General features: G+C 70.2%; 20 protein-coding genes. 13 read left to right on the top strand and 7 right to left on the bottom strand.

What is annotated here, in order from left to right:
- The first annotated feature begins 80 nt into the window (after positions 1 to 80).
- From Aiant_RS43860 to Aiant_RS43845, 4 genes are all read left to right on the top strand, one after another.
- On the top strand, positions 81 to 1625 hold the full coding sequence (locus Aiant_RS43860; RefSeq protein WP_189330535.1) for an alpha-L-arabinofuranosidase B: 1545 nt from the start codon (positions 81 to 83) through the stop codon (positions 1623 to 1625).
- A gap of 94 nt (positions 1626 to 1719) precedes the next feature.
- Entirely contained in the window at positions 1720 to 2610 is an 891-nt protein-coding gene (locus tag Aiant_RS43855; protein WP_189330534.1) for an oxidoreductase, read from the top strand.
- A gap of 106 nt (positions 2611 to 2716) precedes the next feature.
- Complete coding sequence (locus tag Aiant_RS43850) at positions 2717 to 3478, top strand: VOC family protein (protein WP_189330533.1); 762 nt, start codon at positions 2717 to 2719, stop codon at positions 3476 to 3478.
- 135 nt (positions 3479 to 3613) lie between these two features.
- The gene (locus tag Aiant_RS43845) at positions 3614 to 4774 is read left to right on the top strand and encodes a DUF1996 domain-containing protein (protein ID WP_189330532.1); all 1161 of its coding nucleotides are present in this window, start codon (positions 3614 to 3616) and stop codon (positions 4772 to 4774) included.
- Positions 4775 to 4874: 100 nt separating this feature from the next.
- Here Aiant_RS43845 and Aiant_RS43840 read toward each other — a convergent pair whose 3' ends face one another.
- Positions 4875 to 6623, bottom strand: coding sequence for an AIPR family protein (locus Aiant_RS43840; RefSeq protein ID WP_189330531.1), 1749 nt, complete (start codon positions 6621 to 6623; stop codon positions 4875 to 4877).
- A gap of 275 nt (positions 6624 to 6898) precedes the next feature.
- Between Aiant_RS43840 and Aiant_RS43835 the strand changes: the two genes are divergently transcribed.
- Together Aiant_RS43835 and Aiant_RS43830 are read left to right on the top strand one after the other, a co-directional pair.
- On the top strand, positions 6899 to 8065 hold the full coding sequence (locus tag Aiant_RS43835; protein ID WP_189330530.1) for an MFS transporter: 1167 nt from the start codon (positions 6899 to 6901) through the stop codon (positions 8063 to 8065).
- 128 nt (positions 8066 to 8193) lie between these two features.
- Complete coding sequence (locus Aiant_RS43830; RefSeq protein WP_189330529.1) at positions 8194 to 10554, top strand: baseplate J/gp47 family protein; 2361 nt, start codon at positions 8194 to 8196, stop codon at positions 10552 to 10554.
- A 77-nt stretch (positions 10555 to 10631) separates the two neighbouring features.
- Here the strand turns inward: Aiant_RS43830 and Aiant_RS43825 are convergent, their stop codons facing one another.
- Both Aiant_RS43825 and Aiant_RS43820 read right to left on the bottom strand, forming a co-directional pair.
- On the bottom strand, positions 10632 to 11291 hold the full coding sequence (locus Aiant_RS43825) for a pyridoxine/pyridoxamine 5'-phosphate oxidase (protein ID WP_189330528.1): 660 nt from the start codon (positions 11289 to 11291) through the stop codon (positions 10632 to 10634).
- Positions 11292 to 11325: 34 nt separating this feature from the next.
- The gene (locus tag Aiant_RS43820) at positions 11326 to 11604 is read right to left on the bottom strand and encodes a YciI family protein (protein WP_212846833.1); all 279 of its coding nucleotides are present in this window, start codon (positions 11602 to 11604) and stop codon (positions 11326 to 11328) included.
- Positions 11605 to 11682: 78 nt separating this feature from the next.
- On the opposite strand from Aiant_RS43820, the gene Aiant_RS43815 reads away from it, so the two are divergent.
- Together Aiant_RS43815 and Aiant_RS43810 are read left to right on the top strand one after the other, a co-directional pair.
- Positions 11683 to 12321, top strand: a complete 639-nt coding sequence (locus Aiant_RS43815; RefSeq protein ID WP_189330527.1) for a hypothetical protein — start codon at positions 11683 to 11685, stop codon at positions 12319 to 12321.
- Positions 12322 to 12527: 206 nt separating this feature from the next.
- Positions 12528 to 12914 carry a nitroreductase/quinone reductase family protein gene (locus Aiant_RS43810; protein ID WP_189330526.1) on the top strand — a complete coding sequence of 129 codons (387 nt, stop codon included), beginning with the start codon at positions 12528 to 12530 and terminating at the stop codon, positions 12912 to 12914.
- Here Aiant_RS43810 and Aiant_RS43805 read toward each other — a convergent pair.
- Positions 12898 to 15129, bottom strand: a complete 2232-nt coding sequence (locus Aiant_RS43805) for a putative bifunctional diguanylate cyclase/phosphodiesterase (protein WP_189330525.1) — start codon at positions 15127 to 15129, stop codon at positions 12898 to 12900. The genes Aiant_RS43810 and Aiant_RS43805 overlap by 17 nt on opposite strands.
- Positions 15130 to 15330: 201 nt before the next feature.
- Here Aiant_RS43805 and Aiant_RS43800 point away from each other — a divergent pair, with 201 nt between their 5' ends.
- Positions 15331 to 15771: a response regulator gene (locus Aiant_RS43800; protein WP_189330524.1), complete on the top strand. Its 441-nt coding sequence runs from the start codon at positions 15331 to 15333 to the stop codon at positions 15769 to 15771.
- A 6-nt stretch (positions 15772 to 15777) separates the two neighbouring features.
- Here Aiant_RS43800 and mraY read toward each other — a convergent pair whose 3' ends face one another.
- From mraY to Aiant_RS43785, 3 genes are all read right to left on the bottom strand, one after another.
- Positions 15778 to 16881 (bottom strand): phospho-N-acetylmuramoyl-pentapeptide-transferase, encoded by a 1104-nt coding sequence (gene mraY / locus Aiant_RS43795; RefSeq protein ID WP_189330523.1) that lies wholly within the window; start codon positions 16879 to 16881, stop codon positions 15778 to 15780.
- 107 nt (positions 16882 to 16988) lie between these two features.
- Positions 16989 to 18134, bottom strand: a complete 1146-nt coding sequence (locus Aiant_RS43790) for a sensor histidine kinase (protein ID WP_189330522.1) — start codon at positions 18132 to 18134, stop codon at positions 16989 to 16991.
- 75 nt (positions 18135 to 18209) lie between these two features.
- Complete coding sequence (locus Aiant_RS43785; RefSeq protein WP_189330521.1) at positions 18210 to 18878, bottom strand: response regulator; 669 nt, start codon at positions 18876 to 18878, stop codon at positions 18210 to 18212.
- Between the two features lie 182 nt (positions 18879 to 19060).
- On the opposite strand from Aiant_RS43785, the gene Aiant_RS43780 reads away from it, so the two are divergent.
- From Aiant_RS43780 to chrA, 4 genes are all read left to right on the top strand, one after another.
- Positions 19061 to 19528 (top strand): hypothetical protein, encoded by a 468-nt coding sequence (locus Aiant_RS43780; RefSeq protein ID WP_189330520.1) that lies wholly within the window; start codon positions 19061 to 19063, stop codon positions 19526 to 19528.
- Positions 19529 to 19622: 94 nt separating this feature from the next.
- Positions 19623 to 20342: an arsenate reductase/protein-tyrosine-phosphatase family protein gene (locus tag Aiant_RS46815; RefSeq protein WP_189330519.1), complete on the top strand. Its 720-nt coding sequence runs from the start codon at positions 19623 to 19625 to the stop codon at positions 20340 to 20342.
- A complete protein-coding gene (locus Aiant_RS43770) occupies positions 20339 to 20722 on the top strand; it encodes a VOC family protein (protein WP_189330518.1) in 384 nt (127 codons plus the stop codon). Before Aiant_RS46815 ends, Aiant_RS43770 begins: the two co-directional genes overlap by 4 nt.
- A gap of 63 nt (positions 20723 to 20785) precedes the next feature.
- Positions 20786 to 21952 (top strand): chromate efflux transporter, encoded by a 1167-nt coding sequence (chrA, locus tag Aiant_RS43765; RefSeq protein ID WP_189330517.1) that lies wholly within the window; start codon positions 20786 to 20788, stop codon positions 21950 to 21952.
- Positions 21953 to 22159: the final 207 nt, after the last annotated feature.

The following is a 22159-nucleotide window of genomic DNA, read 5'->3' as shown; positions in this document are numbered from 1 at the left end:
TCACCACACTCTCGTCCTGAAGTGTGCCCGTCGCTGTTAGCGCTCACAATGCCGCGTCCCCCGACAGAAAGAGCCCTGCCATGCCCTCGCGAACCCGCATGCTGGTCTCCGGCGCCGCCGTCCTCGGCGCCGCGCTCGCCGGCATCCTGGTCAACGCCGCTCCGTCCGCGGCGGCCGTCACCGGTCCCTGTGACCTCTACGCCTCCGGCGGCACCCCCTGCGTCGCCGCGCACAGCACCACCCGCGCCCTCTACGGCGCCTACACCGGTGCCCTGTACCAGGTGAAGCGCAACTCCGACGGGGCCACCACGACCATCGCCCCGCTCAGCGCCGGCGGGGTGGCCAACGCCGCTGCCCAGGACAGTTTCTGCGCGAACACCACCTGCCTGATCACCGTCATCTACGACCAGTCCGGCCGCGGCAACCACCTCACCCAGGCCCCGCCCGGCGGGTTCCAGGGTCCGGACGTGGGCGGCAAGGACAACCTGGCCAGCGCCACCGGCGCCCCGGTCACGGTCGGCGGCCACAAGGCGTACGGGGTCTGGATCTCGCCCGGCACCGGTTACCGCAACAACAACACCAACGGCATCGCCACCGGTGACCAGCCCGAAGGCATGTACGCGATCTTCGACGGCACACACTCCAACGGCGGCTGCTGCTTCGACTACGGCAACGCCGAGACCAACAGCCTGGACACCGGCAACGGGCACATGGAGGCGCTGTACTTCGGCACCAGCACCGGCTGGGGCACCGGCGCCGGCAGCGGCCCGTGGATCATGGCCGACCTGGAGAACGGCCTCTTCAGCGGCTACAACGCCGGCAACAACTCGGGCGACCCCACCATCACCCACCGGTTCCTGACCGCGACCCTCAAGGGCGGCCCGAACCAGTGGTCGATCCGCGGCGGCAACGCCCAGTCCGGTGGCCTGTCGACCTTCTACAGCGGGGTGCGGCCGAACAAGTCCGGCTACAACCCGATGCACAAGGAGGGCGCCATCATCCTCGGCATCGGCGGGGACAACAGCATCAGCGCGCAGGGCACGTTCTACGAGGGCGTGATGACCTCCGGATACCCGTCGGACGCCACCGAGAACGCGGTCCAGGCCAACATCACCGCCGCCGGATACGCCACCACGTCGCTGACCAGCGGCCCGGCGCTCACCGTCGGCTCGTCCGTGTCGCTGCGCGCCACCACCGCCTGCTGCACCGGCCGCTATCTGGCGCACTCCGGCACGAGCGTGGCCACCCAGGCGGTCACCTCGTCCAGCTCGGCGACCGTGAAGGGCCAGGCCACCTTCATCGTCCGGGCCGGCCTGGCCAACAGCGGCTGCGTCTCCTTCGAGTCCAAGGACACCGCCGGCAGCTACCTGCGCCACTCCAATTTCCAGCTGTACCTCAACGCCAACGACAACAGCGCCGTCTTCAAGCAGGACGCCACCTTCTGCCCGCAGGCCGGCCTGAACGGCCAGGGCAACGCGCTGCGCTCGTTCAACTATCCGACCCGCTACATCCGGCACTACAACAACACCGGCTACATCGCCAGCCAGGGCGGCGTGCACACCTTCGACGCCACCGGCCTGTTCGCTGACGACGTCAGTTGGGTGGTCGGCGCCGGCTGGTCCTGACCCGACAGGACCGCGACCGGGCGGGATCGCTCGATCCCGCCCGGTCCGCTTCATCTTCTTTCGGTACGCCCGTCCACGGTGGATCCTGACATCGATGGATGCGAACAAAGTCGCCGTGGTGACCGGCGCCAACAGTGGCATCGGCTACGTCACCGCCCGCGAGCTCGCCCAGCGCGGCATGCACGTGGTGCTCGCCTGCCGTGACCCCGGCCGCGGCCGGGACGCCCTGGACCGGATGCGAGCCGAGGTGCCCGGGGCCCGCCTCGAACTCCGCCGGGTCGACCTGGGCAGCCTCGCCTCCATCCGGGCGTTCGCGGCAGGCTGGGACCACGACCGGCTCGACCTGCTGGTCAACAACGCCGGCATCGCGGTGGTGCCGTTCGCGCGTACCGAAGACGGGTTCGAATCGCAGTTCGGGGTCAACCACCTGGGCACCTTCGCGCTCACCGGCCTGCTGCTGCCGCACCTGCGCGCCGCCCCGGAAGCGCGCGTGGTCACCGTCAGCAGCGAGGGGCAGCGGTTCGGCGACCTGGACCTGACCAACCTCGACGCCGAGCGCGGTTACCGCGCCGGCAAGGCTTACACGCAGTCGAAACGGGCCAACCTGTACTTCGCCGTGGAGCTCCAGCGCCGCTGCGACGCGGCCGGGCTCGCCCTGCGCAGCATGGCCGTCGCCCCTGGTTTCACCAGGACGAACGTGCTCACCGGCGGGGCGAACAGCAGCCGCGGCCGGTTCTACCGGACCGCGGTCGGGCTGGCCATGCGCGTCCTGTTCCGACCGGCCCCAGAAGGCGCCAAGACCTCCCTGTACGCCGCCACCGCACCCGACCTGCCCGGCGGCAGCTACATCGTGCCGGACGGCCTGCTCCAGACACGCGGCGAACCGACCCGCCGCACCCGCGAACGCGCCATCCGCGACACCGCCACCGCCGCGCAGTTGTGGCAGCTCTCCGAACGCCTCACGGGCATCCGCTACGCCTTTTGACGAATTTCCTGCTGAACGACGCTTTGTGCCAACCTATGTGCGCCTCGGTGGGGATTCCGGAAGACTTCGGCATTACCGAAATCCGCCGAGCGACGAGGTGCGATCGATGACCGACGAGCGGGTCGAATCCAACGAGACGACGGTTCCGCTGTTGCCCTGTACGGACCCGGATCAGACGCTGGCATTCTGGCGTGCCTTAGGATTCCGGGTCACCTGGGAACAGCAGCGGCCGTACCTTTATCTGGCTTTTGAATGGAGCGGTTTCGCGTTGCATTACGCGCGGGCCGCGGACGGGATCGACCCGGCGCAGGAGCGGACCGGCGGCTGCCTGGTGATGGTGGACGCGGTCGCGCCATACCACGCGCGATTCACCGAGGGGATGCGTGGCGCGTACGGCAAAGTGCTCAGCAAAGGGCTGCCACGGATCACTCGATTCCGGGCCGGTGCGTCCCGGTTCACCGTGATGGACCCGTCCGGGAACTCGATCGTCTTCATCCGCCGCGACGAGCCGGGCGACCTCGAATACGGTGGTTCGAAGAAGCTCACCGGCCTCGCCAAAGTGCTCGACAACGCCCGGATCCTGCGCGAGTTCAAGACCGACGACCTGGCCGCGTTCCGGGCGCTGAATTCCGGCCTGCGCCGCCACGGCGCCGATGCCCCGGCCGTCGAGCAGGCGATGGCATTGGCCGCCCTGATCGAGTTGTCGACCGTTCTCGACGAGCCGGAGAAGGTCCCGGAGTGGGGCGAGCGGCTGCGGCGGATCGGGCTCGGCGCCGCGGATCGGGCTCGGGTCACCGGATTCGTCGCCGACCCCGGGCTGATCGAGCCGTGGTTGCCCTTCGAGGACGCGGGGCGGGACGACGGATAACACTTTTCTGGTGGTGGCGGCTCATTGCGTACGAAAGGGCAGTCTTTCTTTTGCTTTGCTTTAAGTGACTGTCCGGTGGATCGGGAGGCCGCCTACCATTCCGGCGGTCATCCCGGTCTGCCCCAGGAGTAAGTCGTGTCCTCTTCCGCTGTCAACGAGCCCGGCCGTCACGTCCGGCGGTCGCGGGGACCGGCCATCGCGGCCGTCGGCGTGGCCGTCGTCCTGATCGCCGGGGTGGCGGTCTGGATCAGCCGGCCCGGCACCCCCGAGGCGCAGCGGCCGCAGGACACCGGCGCGAACCAGCCCCTGGCCGCGCCGCCGAGCACGCCGTCCATGCGCACGCCGGCGTCCGCGCGGGCGTCCGCGGCGGCCTCGCCGACCACGAAGAAACCGGTGGCGGCCAAACCGGGCTGGATCGCGGTCGACCAGACCGCGTGGAAAGCGCAGGTCGCCACGTTCAAGGCGACCGAGGCCGACCCGGCGGGAAACGCCGGCAACCTGGCGGAATTCCGGGCCGACTGCCAGTACAGCCATCGCAAGGCGGACGACCCGATCGTCTTCCCGGGGCTGCCGGGCGCCTCGCACATGCATTCCTTCGTCGGCAACAAAGCCGTCGACGCGGGCACCACCGCCGGGGACCTGATGAAGTTCACCGCCAGCACCTGCAAACCGAAGGTGGACCACTCCGCCTACTGGGTGCCGACCCTTTACGAGGCGGCGACGAACAAGCCGGTCGAGACCACCGGATTCCGGGTCTACTACCGGTCGATCCGGGACAACTCGGCGGGCATCATGCCGATGCCGAACGGCCTGCGAATGATCGCCGGTGACGCCAGGAAGCACGTGCCGACGCCGCGCGGGGCGCAGGGACAGTTCTACTGCGCGTTCTACGGGCCCGGGAACCTCGACGGGGACGCGCGCAGCAGCAACGGGAACTGGCCGATCTGCGGCAAGCCGGCGCATCTGCATTTCACTCTCCAGTTCCCGGATTGCTGGGACGGCAGGAACCTGGACAGCCCGAATCACAAGGACCACGTCGCGTTCGGCACGAACGAGGGCTGCCCGGCCGCCCATCCGGTGCGGATCCCGGCGCTGACCTTCGAGATCACGTACGGCGTGACCGGCTCGAAAGCGGGCTACTACCTGTCCTCCGACCCGATCGGCAAGAGCGCCTCGTCGATGCACGGCGACGCTTTCCTGATGTGGGACGCCGACGCGATGAACCAGCGGGTCCGCAATTGCATCGCCCAGCGCCGCACCTGTAACAACGACGGCTACGACCCATTTTCCTTCTGAGTGGGCGCTGATATCGTCCTTACGTCAGAGCGGGCAATACCTTGACGCGAGTACCGAACCGGATGGGACTTCGCTGCCGCCGCCGGAATGCGGCGGCAGTTCACCGCTGCGAAATAGGGCGCCTCGGTGCACGGCGAGCGCGTCTCCCGCTAGCTGCGGGCATTCCGCGTAGGTACCGGCGGCCGCGTTCGAAAATCTGCTGGGTGATGTGCTGGTCCTTGGCCAGGCGGTCGTACATGCGTATTTTTCGTGTCCGGTCGGCTTTAGCGTATTCGTCTTTTATCAGATCCAGAAGCTCGCCGGCCATCGAGTGTGGAAATCCGTGGTCGATCAAGAGTGCGATGTCTTTGGGGCTGGGTGTTTCCTTTCCGCTCTGCGCCATTCCGAGAAGCATTGCCAGGTGGTATCTGTAATCGTCGGCTCCGCTGAGCCCTTCTTTTATGGTCAGATAGTCGCTGGCGTCGCGCAAGATGTCGATGCATGCTCCATAGGTTGCGAGATCCCAGGATGCTTGGAATGCTGTGTCATAAATTTCTGGCTCGAATATCTTGCCGGGGCTCACGCGGGCTATGTGTGGCGTCTGCACCAGCACGCTGAGGACAGCCTGGCCCATTTCATCAATGCTGATTATTTTATCGACGGGCTTGCTTTGGTTAAAGTAGTACCGTCGACGACGTTCGTAGTAAAGGCCTCGCTGGGAGAGGTATTCCTCAATCTGGCGCTGTACCTTGTCGGTTGCCCGAAGCGTGCTCGGACCGAACGGCGTCTGGCTGTTCGTGGCGCGGATTATACGTTCTCGCTGGCTGCTTTCCGCAGCCTGTATGACCTTCACGAGTACGCTGCGATCGTCGGGAGACTTTCCGCTCAACCGGCGTTTGAATATCTCGTGAGAGGTCTGGAGACCGTTGACGATTTGTGGCGCCTCAAGTTCGAGGACCTTGTTTGCGGGCTGCACCTTGGAGGCGACGATGGTGACTCCGTTGTTGAGCCACCAGAAGTCCTCGGTTGGATCCGAGGTCTCGAGTGTTTCCTGGATACTCCGGTTGACTGCTGTTTCGCCCTCGTAGTCGCGAACGTTCGCCTCGAACAGGGTTGCGTCCAGTTCGCCGGTGCGTGTGGTGATGAATTGGTCGTAGTCTCTCAGACGAACGACCCCGATGTAGCCGCCAATGCTAGTCGATATGGGATTTTCCGCCAAGAAAAGCTTGCGAGTGACGATGTCCGGCTTCCGGGCCAGGTCGCTGAGTCCCACGGCGTCGAGGAAATCGACGCGTGGTGTGGAGCCGCCGAACAGTCTTTTTATGCAGGCGTTGAGTTCGTTTGCTTTCCGCTCGATCGAGGGATGAAGGTGGTCGGCACGTAGGGAGGCAAATGCCACGGAAATGTGAAGCTCCGGCATGTCGAGCCTACGATATATGTTCAAGAAGCGGCGGCTTATCTCGATGACGCGACGATTCGCGAATTCTATCAGATCATCTTCGTCCCGGCCGAAGTCGAGCAGCTTCGGCAGATTTACTATTAGTTTGTCCAAGGGCGGTTCGGTGAATCCTGATGAATTCTTGACCTGCATGATAACGAGGTCGACCGTAGGGCGACGGCCGAAGTTGTGGTAGTCGTCGTCGCGTAGGCACATGGAGTTGACGAAGAGGTACATCGCATCTATTCCGCAGTCCTTCGTGCCATCCACGATTCCACTGAGAAGGTCATCGTGCCCCAGGCTGAATTGCTGCTTTAGGTAATGGCGCGCGGCAAAGAACGTGTGATGGTCGGTGGGAGTCATCTTCGATGCCGACTGAGTCCGATCGTTCTCAAGCATGGATTGCAGAAGAATCACGTCGTTGCTGCTCAAGCCATTATCCTTCCGTACCGTGGCCATGATCGATTTCTATTCAAGCCATGCGTGTATGGTCGCGGCTCGCTCCTGGTCGTTTCAAGGGTGCAATAGGAGCGGGAATGATCTATTTCAAAACGTGAGGACAGTGACAATTCGCGAGCGGTCAAGGGATGATCGATTGTCGGCTGGCTCCGCGATCCTGTGATCCAGTGATCCATCAGTGCACCGCTTGGACCCGCCCTGATGGGGGAAGCGGTACGGTGCCTGGCGTGCCGCATCGAGGAGAACGCATGTCATCAGACGTCACCCTTGATGGGCAGCGGCTACGGCGCGGGCGGATCGCCACCTCGCTGGCGTTTCTGCTTTTCGGGACAGCGCTGGGGGTGTGGACGGCGCGGCTGCCGGCGGTCAAGGAGAAGCTCGGGCTCAGCGACGGGCGGCTGACGTTCGTGCTGCTCGCGTTCGCCGCGGGGTGCCTGCTCGGGCTGGCGGTGCTCGGACGGCTATCGGACCGGGTGGGCAGCTCCCGGCTGCTCGTGGTGGCGGCGTCGCTGGAGGGCCTGCTCCTCGGGGTGACCGGGTTCAACGGCAGCCTGGCCGGGATGTGCGTCGTCGTCTTCTGCTTCGGGGCGGCGCACGGGACGCTCAACATCGCGATGAACGCCAACGCGGTCGAGGTGCAGCGGGCCTGGGGGAGTCCGATCATGTCCTCGTTCCACGCGATCTACAGCATCGGCGGGTTCGCCGGGGCGCTGCTCGGCGGGCTGTTCGCCCGGCACGCGGTCGGGATCGGACCGACCTTCCTGATCACCGGTGCCGGGGTGCTGGTGCTGACCGGGTGGGCGGCGCTGTGGGTGCTGCCGTCCCGGGGCGTCGTCCCGGAGCCGCGGGTGGACAGCCCGGGCGAGCGCGGGTCGCTGCTCGTGGTGTTCTTCGGCGTCCTGGTGCTGTTCACCCTGGTGGGTGAGGGCGCCGCGGCCGACTGGAGCGCGGTCTACCTGCGGGACGACCTGCACACCACGCCGGGTTTCGCGGCGTACGGATACGCCGCGTTCGCGATCATGATGACGGTGGGCCGGATCTTCGGCGATCGGCTGGTGGTCGCGCTCGGCCCGGTGACCCTGGTGCGTGCCGGTGGTCTCGTCGCGGCGGCCGGTCTCGGTGTCGCGCTGGTGGTGGACCGGCCCTGGGCCGGGGTGGCCGGGTTCGGGCTGCTCGGGCTGGGGCTCTCCGGCATCGCGCCGCAGGTCTTCTCGGCGGTCGGCAGCCGGGACTCGCAGCGGTCCGGCCGGGATCTGTCGACCGTGGTGAGCATCGGCTACGTCGGGTTCCTGGTCGGGCCGATCCTGATCGGGGCGGCGGCCACCGTGGTCGGTCTGCCCGCCGCACTGTGGATCCCGGCGGTCCTCGCGGTGATCGTCGCGGCGAGCGGCGGCGTGATGCGCCGCGACCGCTGAGCGGTGATCGTCGCGGCGAGCGGCGGCGTGATGCGCCGCGACCGCTGACCGATCGGAGGGCGTTCGGCGGCGGTGTCCCGATGGGATAGTGCGAAGGCGTCGACGATTCGAGCCGCCGGAGGTGCACGGTGACCACGTCCGTTCCCGAACTCCCCGCATGGCTGGACCGAGTGGTGTCCCCGATCCGGGACACGGTCCTCGGCCTGGTCTCCTTCGCGGCGGAGGCGCTTCAGGACCACACCCCGCACGGGGTGCTGCGCCACCCGCCCGCCGCGGCCTCGGTGGACCTGCGTTTCACCAGGTCGGACGCGAACGACGAGCAGATCTTCATCCCGGCCGGCACGCGGGTCGCGGCGCCCGGCCCGGTCGTGTTCGTCACCGCCTGGTCGGCCACCATCGAGCCGGGGCAGACCGCGGTCACCGTCCGGGCCCGGCACAGCGAACAGGTCGAGGGGGAGCTGGTGGGTGTGGCCACCGGCCGGCCCGGCCAGGTGCTGCGGGTGGCCAGGGCGCCGATCGTCGCCCTGGACGACGGGCACGACGTGGTCCTCGGCGTGGCCCGGCCCGACCCGGTGGCACCGGCCCGCTCGTTTCATGGCGTGACCTACGAGGTGTGGGAGCCGGTGTCGACGTTCGCCGGAGCCACCGCCGCCGACCGGGTGTACCTGCTGGACCGCGCGTCGGGCACGGTGAGCTTCGCGCCGAGGCTGGACCTGCGCGACACCGCCGGCGCGCAGCCCCGGGTCGTCGGCGCGCTGCCGCCGGCCGGTGCGGAGATCCGGATGTGGTACTCGACCGGCGGTGGCGTGGCCGGCAACGTGGCGGCGAACACCGTGTCCGCGATGCGCGACCCGATCCCGGGCGTGCGGGTCACCAATCCCGCGCCGGCCCGGGGTGGGCTGGCCCTCGAGGACGTGACCGGCATGCTGGCCCGCTGGCGTTACGAACAGTCCCAGTGGCGACGGGCCATCACCGCCCGGGACTTCGAGATCCTCGCCGTCTCGCCGGCGGTCGCCCGAGCCGGCGCCGCCATCGGCGAGGGGCGGGTCCGGGTCCGGCTGGTGCCCCGGGTGGAGGCGCAGGCCCGGCCCGGCTGGCGGCTGACGGCCGAGGTGCTCACCGAGCACCAGGACGCCGAGGTGCTCGCGGCCACCCAGGCACTGCTGGACGAGCGGCGGCCGCTCACCACCACGGTCGTCACCGAGTGGGCCCGCTACAAACCCGTTTCGGTACGCGGTCGCGTGATCGTCCCGGCCCACGAGGACCCCGACCTGGTCCGCGCGTACCTTGAGGAGCGCCTGTACCAGGTGATCAGCCCGGCGCCGGCCGCGGGCCGCAACGACGGCCTGCCGTTCGGCGAGCCGCTGGGTGCCACGGTCGTGAACCGGGTGATCGAGGAGTGTGCCCCGGAGAAGTCCCGGGTCGAGAACCTCCGGCTCGTCGTCCAGGACGCACCGGACACCCGGACCCGGGCAGTCGAGGTGGACCCGGCGCGCCCGGACGTCTGGTACGCGGGCAGCGACGACGCGCTCTTCCGCTCCACCAACGGCGGCGCGGGCTGGGAGGCGGTCGCCCGCTTCCCCGACGTGGTGGTGTCCCGCCTCGCGCTCCGGACCGGCCTGCTCGCCGTGGTCGCCGGTAACCGCGTGCACCTGTCGAAGGACTCCGGAGACAGCTGGACCGTCCTGGGCGAGCTGGAACCCTCGGTGACCGGCGCGGCGTGGGTGGACCGGGACGGGATGCCGGCGCTGCTGCTGGCCACCGACGCCGGGCTGTACGAGCTGTCGACAGCGCCGGGCTCGGCGCCGCTCCAGGTGATGGTCGACGACGCCGACCCCGATCGCGGCCTCGCCGCGGTGACGTCGTTCGTCACGGCCGACGGTGTCGCCGGCGTCGCGCTCGCCGCCCAGGCGCGACGGGGTGTCTACCTGTCGTCGGCCGGGGGCCGCCCGAACACCTTCACCATGATCGGCCTGGTCGACACGGACGTGCGGACGCTCGCGGTACGCCAGGACGGGACGGCGACGGTCCTGTGGGCCGGCGCGGGCGAGGCCGACCCGAGGAAACCGGGGAAGGGATGCCTGCGGGCCCGGCTGCTCGACGGCGACGTGCACTGGGAGACGCTCTCCAGCGACTGGACCGGCGGCACCTGCTGGGACCTCGCGTTCACCGGGTCGACGGTGCTGGCCGCCTCGCAGAGCGGGGGCGTGCAGCGGCTCGATCTCGGCAAGGCCGGCCCGTTCTGGGAGTCCGCGCCGGTGAGCAGTGGCCTGCCGCTGCGTGACCGGACCCGGTTCGACGCGGTCGAGACGATCGCGGTGACGGCCGGTGGACGTCCGGTGATCGGCACCAGCAAGGGTGTGTACCTGGAGACCGCGACCGACCAGTGGGCCGCTGTCGCGCACCGGGAGGGCCCGGTGACTATTCCGCAGGGCTGGCTGCCGTGCTCGGCCGAGCACGAGATCGAGGTGGTCCGCGACACCGTCTGACAGGGAACCGCGAGGTCCTCGTGTCACCAGCCGCAGCGGTTCGTCTGCTGCCGTTGCTGAACTCCGGACATCGGGGGTCAGGGCCAGAGCAACTCGTGGGTCCAGCCGGCGGTGCTGCGGGCGTACCGAAGTCTGTGGTGTTTGCGGTCTTTGTCGCCCTGCCAGAATTCGACCTCGTCGGCGGTCAGCGTGTAGAGGGTCCACTCCGGCGCGACGAAACCGGGATCGGCGTCGAGACGCTCCCGGGCCTGTGCCAGCGCGCGGTCCAGGGTGCCGCGATCGGTCAGCGGCCGGCTCTGGCGGCCGAGGGCGGCCTCGGCCCGCGAGCCGGCCGGGCGGGCCAGGAAGTCCGCGGCGCTGCGCTCGGCCGGCTCGGGCCGGACCCGCCCGCGGACCCTGATCTGGCGGGCCTGCGTCGGCCAGTGGAAGGTCAGCGCGGCGGCCGGATGCCGGTCCAGCTCGCGGCCCTTCGGGCTGGCCGCATGCCCGGCGAACTGCCAGCCGCCGGCGTCGACGTTCTTGAGGATGAGCACCCGCGCGTTCGGGAGACCATCGGTGCCGACGGTCGACAGCGTCATGGCGTGCGGCTCCCGGACCCCGCCCTCGACCGCCCCGGCAAGCCACTCGGCGAACAACGTCTCGGGCTCGGCGGGCACCCCGGAAGCGTCGAAGACGGGCAGCTCGCCGGTGAAGACCGGCAACCCCCGCAGATACTGCCGCATGTCAGTGTCGATCATGCTCCGACGCTAAACCCGCACCTCAGGGTCCAGGTCAAGCGCCGTAGATCTCGTGCCACTCCCGGACCTCGTGCGACTTCACCAGGCCGTTGACGACGAACGGGTCGCCGGCCACGAACTCGTCGGCCGCCGCGCGGGTGCGGAAGATCGACATCGAGCCCTGCGTCTGGGGGTCGCCGAACGTGCCGACCAGCAGCAGGTCGCCACGGGCGTGGAACTCGTCGAGCCGGGCCTTGTGCGCGGCGAAGTGCTCCTGCGCGCGGCTCAGCACGTCGTCGGCGGACCGGTAGAACACCACGTATTTGATCGTCATCGCCCTCATCCTCGCTTGTGTTCGTCACCGCTAACGTAAGCGACGGCTAACGAATAGGCAAGGGGCATACTGTCGATCGTGAGAAGACGGGCTGTGCTGGTCCTGGGCGTGGTGATCCTGCTCGCCGGCGTCGGTGGCGTGGTGGGCGTGCGGTGGTGGCAGAGCCGGGCGCCCTATCGGCCGGAGGTGCTGCACGCCCGGGCGACCCTGCGGATCGTCGACCAGGCGACCGCCGACGCCGCGCTGGCCCCGGTCGGCGCGCAGCACGCCGAGCCGGGCGAGCAGATCTTCCTCGGCCGCGTGACCTGGACGCCGCCCGCCGACGCGCGCGAGGGCGACTCGTTCCGGATCGTCCTGCTGGACAAGCGCAGCCACCTGATGCCCGGCTTCATCGCGGTGACCGCCGCCGACCCGGACGACGTCGGCACCGGCTCGGACGGCTCGCTCGACGCCGCCGCCGAGCGGTACCCGTGGCTGCGGGGGATCGGCGTCCGGGAGATCAACGGCTCGTTCTGGAGCGCCGGCAGCGCCGTGACGGTGTCGGCGGTGGACGCGTCCCCGGTGACGTTCCAGACCGTGCTGCACCGGGCCGTGGAGGGCACGCCGCCGGAGAACGAGGTCGCCACCGGGCCGGCGGCGGTGGAGGACCTGCTCGTCGCCCTGATCGGGGTCGGCCCGGACGGCCAGGTCTACTGGGCCGAGCGCCTGCTGAACTAAGGCCTGTTTCATAACCCGACCGGGGCTGCGGCGTGGCCAGGAGCGCGCCTGGCAGCGTCCGCGATTTGCCCGCATACAACACCGGTATGCGGGCAAATCGCGGCCGTTGCCAGCCACACTCCTGACCTCGCCTCGCACTCGGCCGGGTTATGAAACAGGCCTTAGCGCTTGAGCTCAACCCCGCTTGAGGTTGCAGGATGGCTCACATGACGGTGATCGAGGAGATCCGGCGGGCCCTGGACGAGCAGCAGACCGTGGACATCACCACGATCGGGCGGCGCAGCGGCCGGCCCCGCCGCATCGAGACGTGGCGTTACCGCGCGGCCGGCCGCTACTGGCTGTCCGGCAGTCCCGGCCGCCGCGACTGGTATGCGAACCTGGTCGCCCACCCCGAGTTCACTCTCCACCTGAAAGATCACGACCTTCCGGTACGCGCCCGCCCGGTGACCGACCCGGACGAGCGCGCCCGCGTCTTCGGCGAGATCGTGCCGAACCTGGGCTGGGCCGGCACCGTGGAGTCCTGGCTGGCCGGAAGCCCGCTCGTGGAGATAGAGCTGGCGACCGGCCCCGGCACGGCTACCCCGCCTGGCTGACCGCCGGGAACAGCAGCGACTCCAGCTCCTCGCCCGGCATCGGCCGGGCGAAGTGGTAACCCTGCGCGTTCAGGCAGCCCAGCCCGGCCAGCTCGGTGGCCTGCTCGGCCGACTCGACGCCCTCGGCGATCGTGGTCAGGTTCATCATCCGGCCCAGCCGCAGCACGGTGTCGGCGACCACGGCGCTCTGCGCAGTGCCGTTGAGCACCGAGACGAACGACTGGTCGATCTTCAGGATGTCGATCGGCAGCTGGGTCAGATACCGCAGCGTCGAGTACCCGGTGCCGAAGTCGTCCAGCGCCACCCGCACCCCGAGGTCGTGCAGGCGGTGCAGCTCGGAGACCACGTCGGCGTTGTCCACCTGGACGCTCTCGGTGATCTCGATGATCAGCGCGGCGCCCGGCAGCCCGGTCTCGGCCAGCACCCGGGCCACCCGGTCGGCGAACCCGCCGTTCAGCTGCCGGGCCGACGCGTTCACCGCGAGGTGCAGGTCGCGTCCGGCGGCCCGCCAGCCGGCGATCGCGGCGCACGCCTCGGCGAGCACCCACGCGCCGATCTCGTCGATCGCGCCGATCCGCTCGGCGAGCGGGACGAACGCGCCCGGCGGGATCATCCCGTGCGCCGGGTGCTGCCAGCGGACCAGCGCCTCCACGCCGGTGATCGCGCCGGACGGCAGCTCGACCACCGGCTGGTAGTAGACCCGCAGCTCACCGCGCTCGGCGGCACCCCACAGGTCGGTGGCCAGCTGCTTCTGGTCGCTGGTCGGCCCGGGGCCGTTCTTGATCCGGCGCTTGTCGGCGTACATCGCCTCGTCGGCCCGGCGGATCACCGCCTCGCCGTCGCTCTCGCCCGGCTCGGTCAGCGCGATGCCGACCGCCGAGCGCATCTGCACCACCACGTCACCGATCATGACCGGCAGCTCCATCTGCTGGCGCAGCCGGCGGACCACCGCCTCGGCGTTCTCCCGGCTGCCGATGTCGGAGAGCACCACGGCGAACTCGTCGCCGCCGAGCCGGCCGACCACGTCCGAGCCGAGCACGGAACGGCGCAGCATGCCGGCGAACTCCACCAGCAGCCGGTCACCCGCGGCGTGCCCGAGCGTGTCGTTGACCTCCTTGAACCCGTTCAGGTCGGCGAGCAGCACGGCGACCGGCTGGCCGTTGCGGATCGACCGGGCCAGGGCCCGGGCCAGCGCGTCCCGCAGCCGGGCACGGTTGGCCAGCCCGGTGAGCGGGTCGGTGACCGCGAGCTGGTGGTTCTCGCGCAGCGCGAAGACCTGGCGGACCACCACGATCGCGGTCAGCGTGATGCAGCCGGCGACCAGGCCGAGCCACGGGTAGGCGGCGCCCTGCCGCACCGCGGCCACGGCCAGCAGGACGAAACCGATCAGCACGCTCAGGTACGGCATCCGGCTGACCGCGCCCTCCGGCCCGCCCACGAACCGCCGGCGGCTGGACGCCCGGCTCTGCTCGAACGCGGCCGAGGCGATCAGGAAGTGCCCGATGATCCAGCAGGAGAACTGCCAGGTGGTGATGCTCTCGAAGACCGGGTGCGAGCGCAGGTAGCCGAGGTAGACGTTGCCGACCATCTCGAACAGCAGGGCCGCGGCGAGCAGGCGCATCGACCGGCGGACCGCGGCGTCGACACCCTGCAACAGCACCAGCGTGACCCCGAAGAGCAGGACCACGTCACCGATCGGGTACGCCACCGCGCCGGCGATCGCCGCGCCCGGCAGGTCGTGCGCGGCCAGCGCCGGCCCGAGCACGAAGTACCACATCACCATGGCGCCGGCGACCACCACGGTCCCGACGTCCATCAGCAGCTTCCAGCGGGCCAGCCCGCCGCTCCCACGCCGCGGCAGCGACAGCAGCCCCACCAGCATCACCGGGGTGAACGACAGCCGGAAGATGTCGCCCGGCGCCGGGAAGCCGTGGGTGCCGAAGACCGCGAACGAGATCGAGCAGGCGGCCAGCACCAGACTCGCCGCGCCGATCCAGCGCCACGCCCGCCGGGTGCGCTCCTCCAGCCCGCGCCGGAAGCTCGCCAGGAACGCGAACACCGCCCCGGTCACGTCGAAGGCGAGGATCACCGGGCCGGCGACCGCGTCGATCTCGTCCTGCCCGTGGAACTCACCGAGCAGCAGGTAGCTGACCACGCTCGCCACCACCGTGCCGGACACGCCGTAGAAGGCAAGCGGGCGCCATCGCTTGAACATGTCGTCCTTCCCTGTGCTGTCGGTCAGCGATCCCTCATCGGCCCGCGGGACGGTGACGTGACCGGCACGGGCCACATCAAACCGGCATGCAACCCGGCTGGGCAGCGGCAACCCAGCCGATACCGATTCGCACTGCAACGGCGACCGGTCGCGCCGAAGAGCCGGACGGAACCAGCCCGCCGTCATCCGGAGGAACCAGCCATGAACCCGCCCCTGGTAGTCATCGCCGAGGACGACCGCGACGTCCGGGAACTGCTCACCTTCGCGCTGGAGCACGCCGGTTACCGCACGGTGGCCGCTCGCGACGGCGCCACCGCGGCCCGCCTGATCGCCACGGAGAATCCCGCCGCGCTGATCACCGACGTCCGGATGCCCGACATGAACGGCATGGACCTCTGCCGCCTGGTCCGCCGCACTCCGGCCAGCCACGACCTGGCCATCCTGATGTTCTCCGCCAACATCCACCCCTACGACGTCGACGCGGGCCTGGACGCGGGCGCCGACCGATACCTGCCCAAGCCGCTGTCCCCGCGCCGCATCCTCACCGAACTTCACGAGGTCCTCAGCGGCGCCCGTACGTCACGCCTGCCGATGACCCCGCACCCGGGCACCCGCATCGGTGGCGTCTTCTCGCTGGCCTGACCGGCGTCAGCCGACGGCCGCCAGGAAGTCCGAGTAGAACACGCCCAGGCCGGCGGCCACGCAGACGCCGGCGATGGTCCAGAACCGGACCACGATGTTGACCTCGCTCCACCCGGCCAGCTCGAAGTGGTGGTGCAGCGGCACCATCCGGAAGACACGTCTGCCGGTGGTCCGGTACGAGACGATCTGGATCACCCAGGTGACCGTGATGATCACGAACAGGCCGCCGATCAGGATCGCGAGCAGCGTGGTGCGGGTCGCCACCGCGAGCCCGCCGATCAGGGCGCCGAGCCCGAGCGCGCCCACGTCGCCCATGAAGATCCGCGCCGGGGACGTGTTCCACCACAGGAAGCCCACGCAGGCGGCGGCGGCCGCGGCGGCGATGATGGCGATCTCCAGGGGGTCGCGGACCTGGTAGCAGTAGTCGTTCGCGCGGGCGTACGTCGCGTCGGCGCACCAGTGCCGGTACTGCCAGTACCCGATCAGCGCGTACGCCGCGAGCACCAGGGTCGAGGCGCCGGTGGCCAGGCCGTCGAGGCCGTCGGTGAGGTTGACGCCGTTCGACATCGCCGTGATCACGAAGACGAAGACCATCACCGAGCCGACCTTGCCGACGTTCAGCCAGCTGATGTCCTGGATGAACGAGATGTGCTCGCTGGCCACGGTCTGGCCGTTGGTGCTCGCCACATAGAGGGCCGCGATGCCGAACCCGGTGCCGACCACCGCCTGGCCGAGCAACTTGCCCTTGGCGGACAGGCCGTCGGAGTTGCGCTTGCGGACCTTGAGGAAGTCGTCGAGGAAGCCGATCGCGCCGCAGAAGACGAACAGCCCGAGCAGGACGAGGGCCGTCATGGTCGGCTTCTCCTGCGCGATCTGCCGCTCGGGCAGCGTGGTCAGCGCCAGGTGCCCGGCGACATAGGCGACCAGGGTCGCGAGGATGAACGCGACGCCGCCCATCGCCGGGGTGCCCTTCTTGCCCTCGTTCGAGGCGAGCCCCAGGGAACGGATCGGCTGCCCCGCCTTGAGCGCGCTGAAGACCCGGATCGCCACCGGCGTGCCGAACAGCGAGATGACGAACGCGACCGCGGCCGCAACGATGACCGCCCTCACCGGCGAGTCTCCATGAGATCAGCATCAACGATCATGGGCGATGATCTTGCCATCCGGCGGCGGCGTCGCGCGCGATCGAGGGCCGGAGATTCGCCACTACTTTCTCGTCACTCCGCGGCCAGGAACGGCAGTGTCAGCACCACCTCGAACCCGCCGTCCGGATGCGGCCCCGCCTCCAGGGCGCCGCCGTACAGCGCCGCCCGCTCCCGCATCCCGCGCAGCCCGTGCCCGCCGGTCGCGGATGCGGCCGGCACCGACGGCCCGGTGTCGCGGACCCGTACGACCAGGTCGTCCTCGCGATAGTCCACGGTGACCGCGGCCGGCCCGTGCCCGGTGTGCTTGAGCACGTTGGTCAGCGCCTCCTGCACCATCCGGTACGCACACACGTCCACCCCGCGCGGCACCTCCCGCACCTCGCCGGTGACGGTCAGCTCCACCGGCAGACCCGCGCCCCGGATCCGGCCGACCAGTTCGGGCAGCCGGGCCAGCCCGGACGCCGTCGTCTCGTCCGCGCCGCTCAGTGGCGCCTTGCGCAGCAGGATCAGCAGCCGGCGCATCTCCTCCTGCGCCTGCGCGCTGGTCTCCAGCACCGCACCCAGCGCGGTCCGCGCGGTGTCCCGGTCCGAGTCGAACACGTACCAGGCGAGGCCGGCCTGCACCGACACCACGGCCATGTGGTGCGCCACCACGTCGTGCAGCTCGCGGGCCACCCGGATGCGCTCGTCGTCGACCGCACGGCGGGCCTTCTCCTCCTGCTCGTCGCGCAGCCGCGCGGTCAGCTCGGTCAGCCGCCGTGCCCGGGTGCCGAACCAGCAGATCACCACCGGCCAGACCAGTGCCTGGGACAGCAGCGTGAGGTATTCGTTCTCGCCACCGCGCAGCCCGCCGTAGATCCAGACCGCGTCGAGCAGCAGCACCGCGGCGACCGCTTCGCGCAGCGGCCGGTGCGCGGCGACCGTGTAGACGGCGAGCAGTGCCCCGGCGCTGTTGACCACCGGCCAGAACCCGGCCGCGATGTAACCGGTCCAGATCAGGCAGTAGGCGACCAGCACGGGGAGCGGGAAGTAGCGGCGGAACACCAGGGTCGTGCAGGCGGCAACGGTCAGCGCGTAGCCGAGCGGGTCGGGCGCGCGCATGCCGGCGGGTGGCTGCTGATGACCCAGGGCCAGGTTCACGCACAGGACCGCGGCCGCCAGGGCCGCGTCGACGACGATCGGATGGCGCCGGGCGAAACTCCGCACCCGACCTCGCATCGGCACACGGTATCCCGCACGCGCGCGCGACACGTCAACCGTGCGTGGCAGGGCTCCTGCAACCAGGGGTGTAGATCAGGCCTGCCGGCCCGGCGTCACCAGGCCCGCCTCGTAGGCCAGCACCACCGCCTGCGCCCGGCTGGCCAGCCCGAGCTTGGCCATCGTCCGGTTGACGTGCGTCTTCACGGTCGCCTCCGAAATGATCAGCTGGGCCGCGATGTCAGCGTTCGACAACCCGGTGCCGATCAGCCGCAGAACCTCGGACTCGCGGCTGGTCAGGGCGCTCAGCTCGGGTCGTGGTCCGCTCTGCGGCCCAACCCGTCCGGTGTACGACTCGACGAGCCGCCGCGTCACCGTGGGCGCGAACAGCATCTCCCCGTCCGCGACCTCGGTCACCGCCGCGATCAGCCGCTGCGGGGGAGTGTCCTTGAGCAGGAACCCGTGCGCCCCGGCGCGCAGCGCGTCGTACACGTACTCGTCCAGGTCGAACGTGGTCAGCATCAGCACCCGGGGCGCCCGCTCGCCGCCCTGGGCGAGGATGTGCCGGGTCGCCTCGATGCCGCTCATGTCGTGCATCCGGATGTCCATCAGCACCACCTCCGGCTGGTGCTGTGCGGCCAGCCGCACCGCGGCGGTCCCCGAATCCGCCTCGCCGACCACCTCGATCTCCGGCGCGGCCCGCAACAACGCGGCGAGGCCGGCCCGGATCAGCACCTGATCGTCGACCACCAGTACACGGACCATCCGACCATTCTGGCCAACGCGTGCACGTGCCCTGGTACCACTTCCGCCGTACCGGATACCGCGCTGGGTGGGTGCGGAATTCCACCCACGGCCGGACGACCGCATCGATGTCCGTCGGTAACTTCAGGTTTCGAAGCGGTACGGGCAAAGACGTTCGTACCCGGAATCTGGGGGGATTTCCGATGAAAACAGCAACGGCACGCCGGCTGCTCGTCGGCGGCACCACCGCGCTCGCGCTGACCACCGGCGGGCTCGCCGCGGTGGCCACGCCGGCCCAGGCCGCCTCCGAGTGGAAGGCGGTCGCCAAGAGCGGGACGAACAACTGCCGGGAGCGGTCGCTGGCGATCGGCGGCCGGGCGGTCAGCTGGAGCAAGGTCTGCTGGTCCGGCACCAAGGTCTGGACCATCGGGTTCGCCGGTGACACCAGCGACGACGGCCTCGCCGCGGTGCTCAACGTCCGTTACCGGATCAAGAAGAACGGCAAGTGGAGCGGCTGGCACCACCGCCGGCTGGCGGTCGACAAGAACCCGTACGGCGAGGGCAAGTGGTCGTCCTGGCAGCGCTCGAGGTTCCCGACCAAGGACCTCCATTTCAAGCTGTGCCTCCAGGACGGCAGCGTGGTCTACAGCTGCAGCGGCGCCTGGTCCTGACCGGCGGGATGCCCCCGGGAAACGGTGGAGCGGCCGTTTCCCGGGTTCCCCGACCGGGGTGATGAATCAAATTGGTTTGATGTAATCTGCGGGGGTGAGCGCACCACCGGCCTTCCTCACCGCCGCCGGGCACCCGGTGCGCTGGCGGCTGCTCACCGAGCTGGCCCGCACCGACCTGGCCGTCCGTGAGCTGACCGCCCTGCTCGGCCAGCCGCAGAACCTGGTCTCCTACCACCTGGGCAAGCTTCGCCGCAGCGAGCTGGTGACCGCCCGCCGCAGCAGCGCCGACGGCCGCGACACCTATTACTCCCTCGACCTCACCCGCTGCGGGGCCCTGCTGGCCGGCGCCGGGGGAGACCTGCACCCGGCCCTGCGCCTGCGCCCGCCCACCAGCACCGGACCGGCCGGCGCGCGGGTGCTGTTCCTGTGCACCGGCAACAGCGCCCGCTCCCCGATGGCCGAGGCCCTGCTGCGCGCGCGGACCGCCGGCCGGGTCGAGGCGCACAGTGCCGGCAGCCGTCCCAAGCCGATCCACCCGCTCGCCGTGACCGTCCTGGCCGCCCGCGGGATCGACCTCAGCGGTGCCCGGCCCCGGCACCTCGACGAGTTCGCCGGGCAGCGGTTCGACCACGTGATCACCCTGTGCGACCGGGTCAAGGAGGTCTGCCCCGAGTTCCCCGGGCATCCCCGGCCCACCCACTGGAGTCTTCCGGAGCCCGCTGACCTGGCCACGTTCGGCCAGGTCGCCGACCGGCTCGACGACCGGATCGGCCACCTGGCGCACCTCATCGGAGCCACGAAGGAGGCGTCATGACCGACGGCACCGTGCACGTCCGCTACCTGGTCGACGACGTGCAGTCCGCGATCGACTTCTACACCACCCACCTCGGGTTCACCCCGGACCGGGTGTTCCTGCCGGCGTTCGCCGATGTCCGCCGGGGCAACCTGCGGCTGCTGCTGTCCGGGCCGGACAGCTCGGCGGGCCGCCCGATGCCCGACGGACGCCGCCCGCAGCCCGGCGGGTGGAACCGTATTCACCTGCTCGTCGACGACATCGACACGGAGGTGGCCCGGCTGCGGGACAGCGGGGTCGCCTTCCGCAGCGAGGTGGTGTCCGGCCCGGGCGGCCGCCAGATCGTCCTGGACGACCCGGCCGGCAACCCGGTGGAGCTGTTCCAGCCGGCGGGCGCCTGAGTGCCGGCCGTCCAGGCGCGCGCCGACCTGCTGACCGTGCTGCTCCAGCCGGCGGGCGCCTGAGTGCCGGCCGTCCAGGCGCGCGCCGACCTGCTGACCGTGCTGCTCCAGTGGGGGCGGATCGGCTGCGTCGGCTTCGGCGGACCGCCCGCGCACATCGCCCTGCTGCGCAAACTGTGCGTGGACGACCGCAGGTGGCTGGACGCGCGCGAGTTCGAGGACGCCATCGCCGCCTGCAACCTGCTGCCCGGCCCGGCCTCCACCCAGCTGGCGATCTTCTGCGCCTGGCGGGTCCGCGGCCGGGCCGGCGCGGTCGTCGGCGGGGCCGCGTTCATCCTGCCCGGCCTGATCGCCATCCTGGCCCTGGCCGCGCTGTTCCTCGGCGACCCGCCGACGTGGGTCCGGGCCGCGGGGGCCGGCGCCGGCGCGGCGGTCGCCGCGGTCGCCCTCCAGGCCGGCACCAGCCTGATCCCGGCCGGCTGGCAGCGCGCCCCGCAGCAGAGCAGCCGCCCGCGCTGGCTCGCCTACCTGCTGCTCGGCGCGGCCGGCGCGGCAACCCTCGGCCCCTGGCTGGTCCTGCTGCTGATCGCCTGCGGCTTCGCCGAACTGGCCGCCCAGCGCCTGCCCGCGGCCCGCGACGGCTCGGCCCCGCCGCGGCAAGGGTCAGCACTGGCCCTGGCCGGTCTCGGTGGCGGTGTCCTGGCCCCGCTGGTCTGGACGGCCGTCAAGGTCGGCGCGCTGTCCTACGGCGGCGGCTTCGTGATCATCCCGCTGATGCAGGCCGACGCGGTCGACCGGCACCACTGGATGACCGCCGCCGAGTTCCTCAACGCGGTGGCGCTCGGCCAGATCACGCCCGGCCCGGTCGTTCACACGGTCGCCGTGGTCGGTTACGCCGCGGCCGGAGTCGCCGGCGGCCTGCTGGCTGCCGCGGTCGCCTTTAGTCCGTCGTTCGCCTTCATCCTGCTCGGCGCCGACCGCTTCGACCAGCTCCGGGCCAACCGTCACGTCCGAGCCTTCCTCGACGGCACGGCTCCGGCCGCCATCGGCGCGATCCTGGGCTCCGCCGTCCCGCTGGCCCTCGCCCTCACCGAACTCTGGCAGTTCGCCGTCCTGGCCGGCGCCACCCTCCTGGCCCTGGCGTTCCGCCGTGGCCCCGTCCTCATTCTCTCCACCGCGGCCGTCGCGGGCGTGCTCCTGGTCCTGGCGGGAGCCCCGCTCCCACACTGAGCACGCGCTCCCGGCCGATCTCGCCGTGGGCGCCAGGCCAGGCAGCCGCCGGCCACTGACCGGCCGCCGCTCACGGTCGCGGCCACACGAGCCGTGCCGCTCGGGTCCGCGCTTCGCCTCAGACCGACATTTCCGGTACGGACGGGTGCTGCGACCGTACGGAAAATGTGCGACCGGAGTCGCGAGGGAAACGCGGACCGCAACCGC

The sequence above is a fragment of the Actinoplanes ianthinogenes genome, from assembly GCF_018324205.1.
GTDB classification, from domain to species: domain Bacteria; phylum Actinomycetota; class Actinomycetes; order Mycobacteriales; family Micromonosporaceae; genus Actinoplanes; species Actinoplanes ianthinogenes.
Note: the sequence above shows the minus strand (reverse complement) of the source record. Positions and strands in the feature narration are given on the sequence as shown.

What these genes read in the sequence shown, in the direction of transcription:
- Aiant_RS43860 (WP_189330535.1), top strand. Translation starts at nt 81, where the DNA reads ATGCCCTCGCGAACCCGCATGCTGGTCTCCGGCGCCGCCGTCCTCGGC.
- Aiant_RS43855 (WP_189330534.1), top strand. Translation starts at nt 1,720, where the DNA reads ATGGATGCGAACAAAGTCGCCGTGGTGACCGGCGCCAACAGTGGCATC.
- Aiant_RS43850 (WP_189330533.1), top strand. Translation starts at nt 2,717, where the DNA reads ATGACCGACGAGCGGGTCGAATCCAACGAGACGACGGTTCCGCTGTTG.
- Aiant_RS43835 (WP_189330530.1), top strand. Translation starts at nt 6,899, where the DNA reads ATGTCATCAGACGTCACCCTTGATGGGCAGCGGCTACGGCGCGGGCGG.
- Aiant_RS43825 (WP_189330528.1), bottom strand. Translation starts at nt 11,291, where the DNA reads ATGATCGACACTGACATGCGGCAGTATCTGCGGGGGTTGCCGGTCTTC.
- Aiant_RS43820 (WP_212846833.1), bottom strand. Translation starts at nt 11,604, where the DNA reads ATGACGATCAAATACGTGGTGTTCTACCGGTCCGCCGACGACGTGCTG.
- Aiant_RS43810 (WP_189330526.1), top strand. Translation starts at nt 12,528, where the DNA reads ATGACGGTGATCGAGGAGATCCGGCGGGCCCTGGACGAGCAGCAGACC.
- Aiant_RS43805 (WP_189330525.1), bottom strand. Translation starts at nt 15,129, where the DNA reads ATGTTCAAGCGATGGCGCCCGCTTGCCTTCTACGGCGTGTCCGGCACG.
- Aiant_RS43800 (WP_189330524.1), top strand. Translation starts at nt 15,331, where the DNA reads ATGAACCCGCCCCTGGTAGTCATCGCCGAGGACGACCGCGACGTCCGG.
- Aiant_RS43790 (WP_189330522.1), bottom strand. Translation starts at nt 18,134, where the DNA reads ATGCGAGGTCGGGTGCGGAGTTTCGCCCGGCGCCATCCGATCGTCGTC.
- Aiant_RS43785 (WP_189330521.1), bottom strand. Translation starts at nt 18,878, where the DNA reads ATGGTCCGTGTACTGGTGGTCGACGATCAGGTGCTGATCCGGGCCGGC.
- Aiant_RS43780 (WP_189330520.1), top strand. Translation starts at nt 19,061, where the DNA reads ATGAAAACAGCAACGGCACGCCGGCTGCTCGTCGGCGGCACCACCGCG.
- Aiant_RS43770 (WP_189330518.1), top strand. Translation starts at nt 20,339, where the DNA reads ATGACCGACGGCACCGTGCACGTCCGCTACCTGGTCGACGACGTGCAG.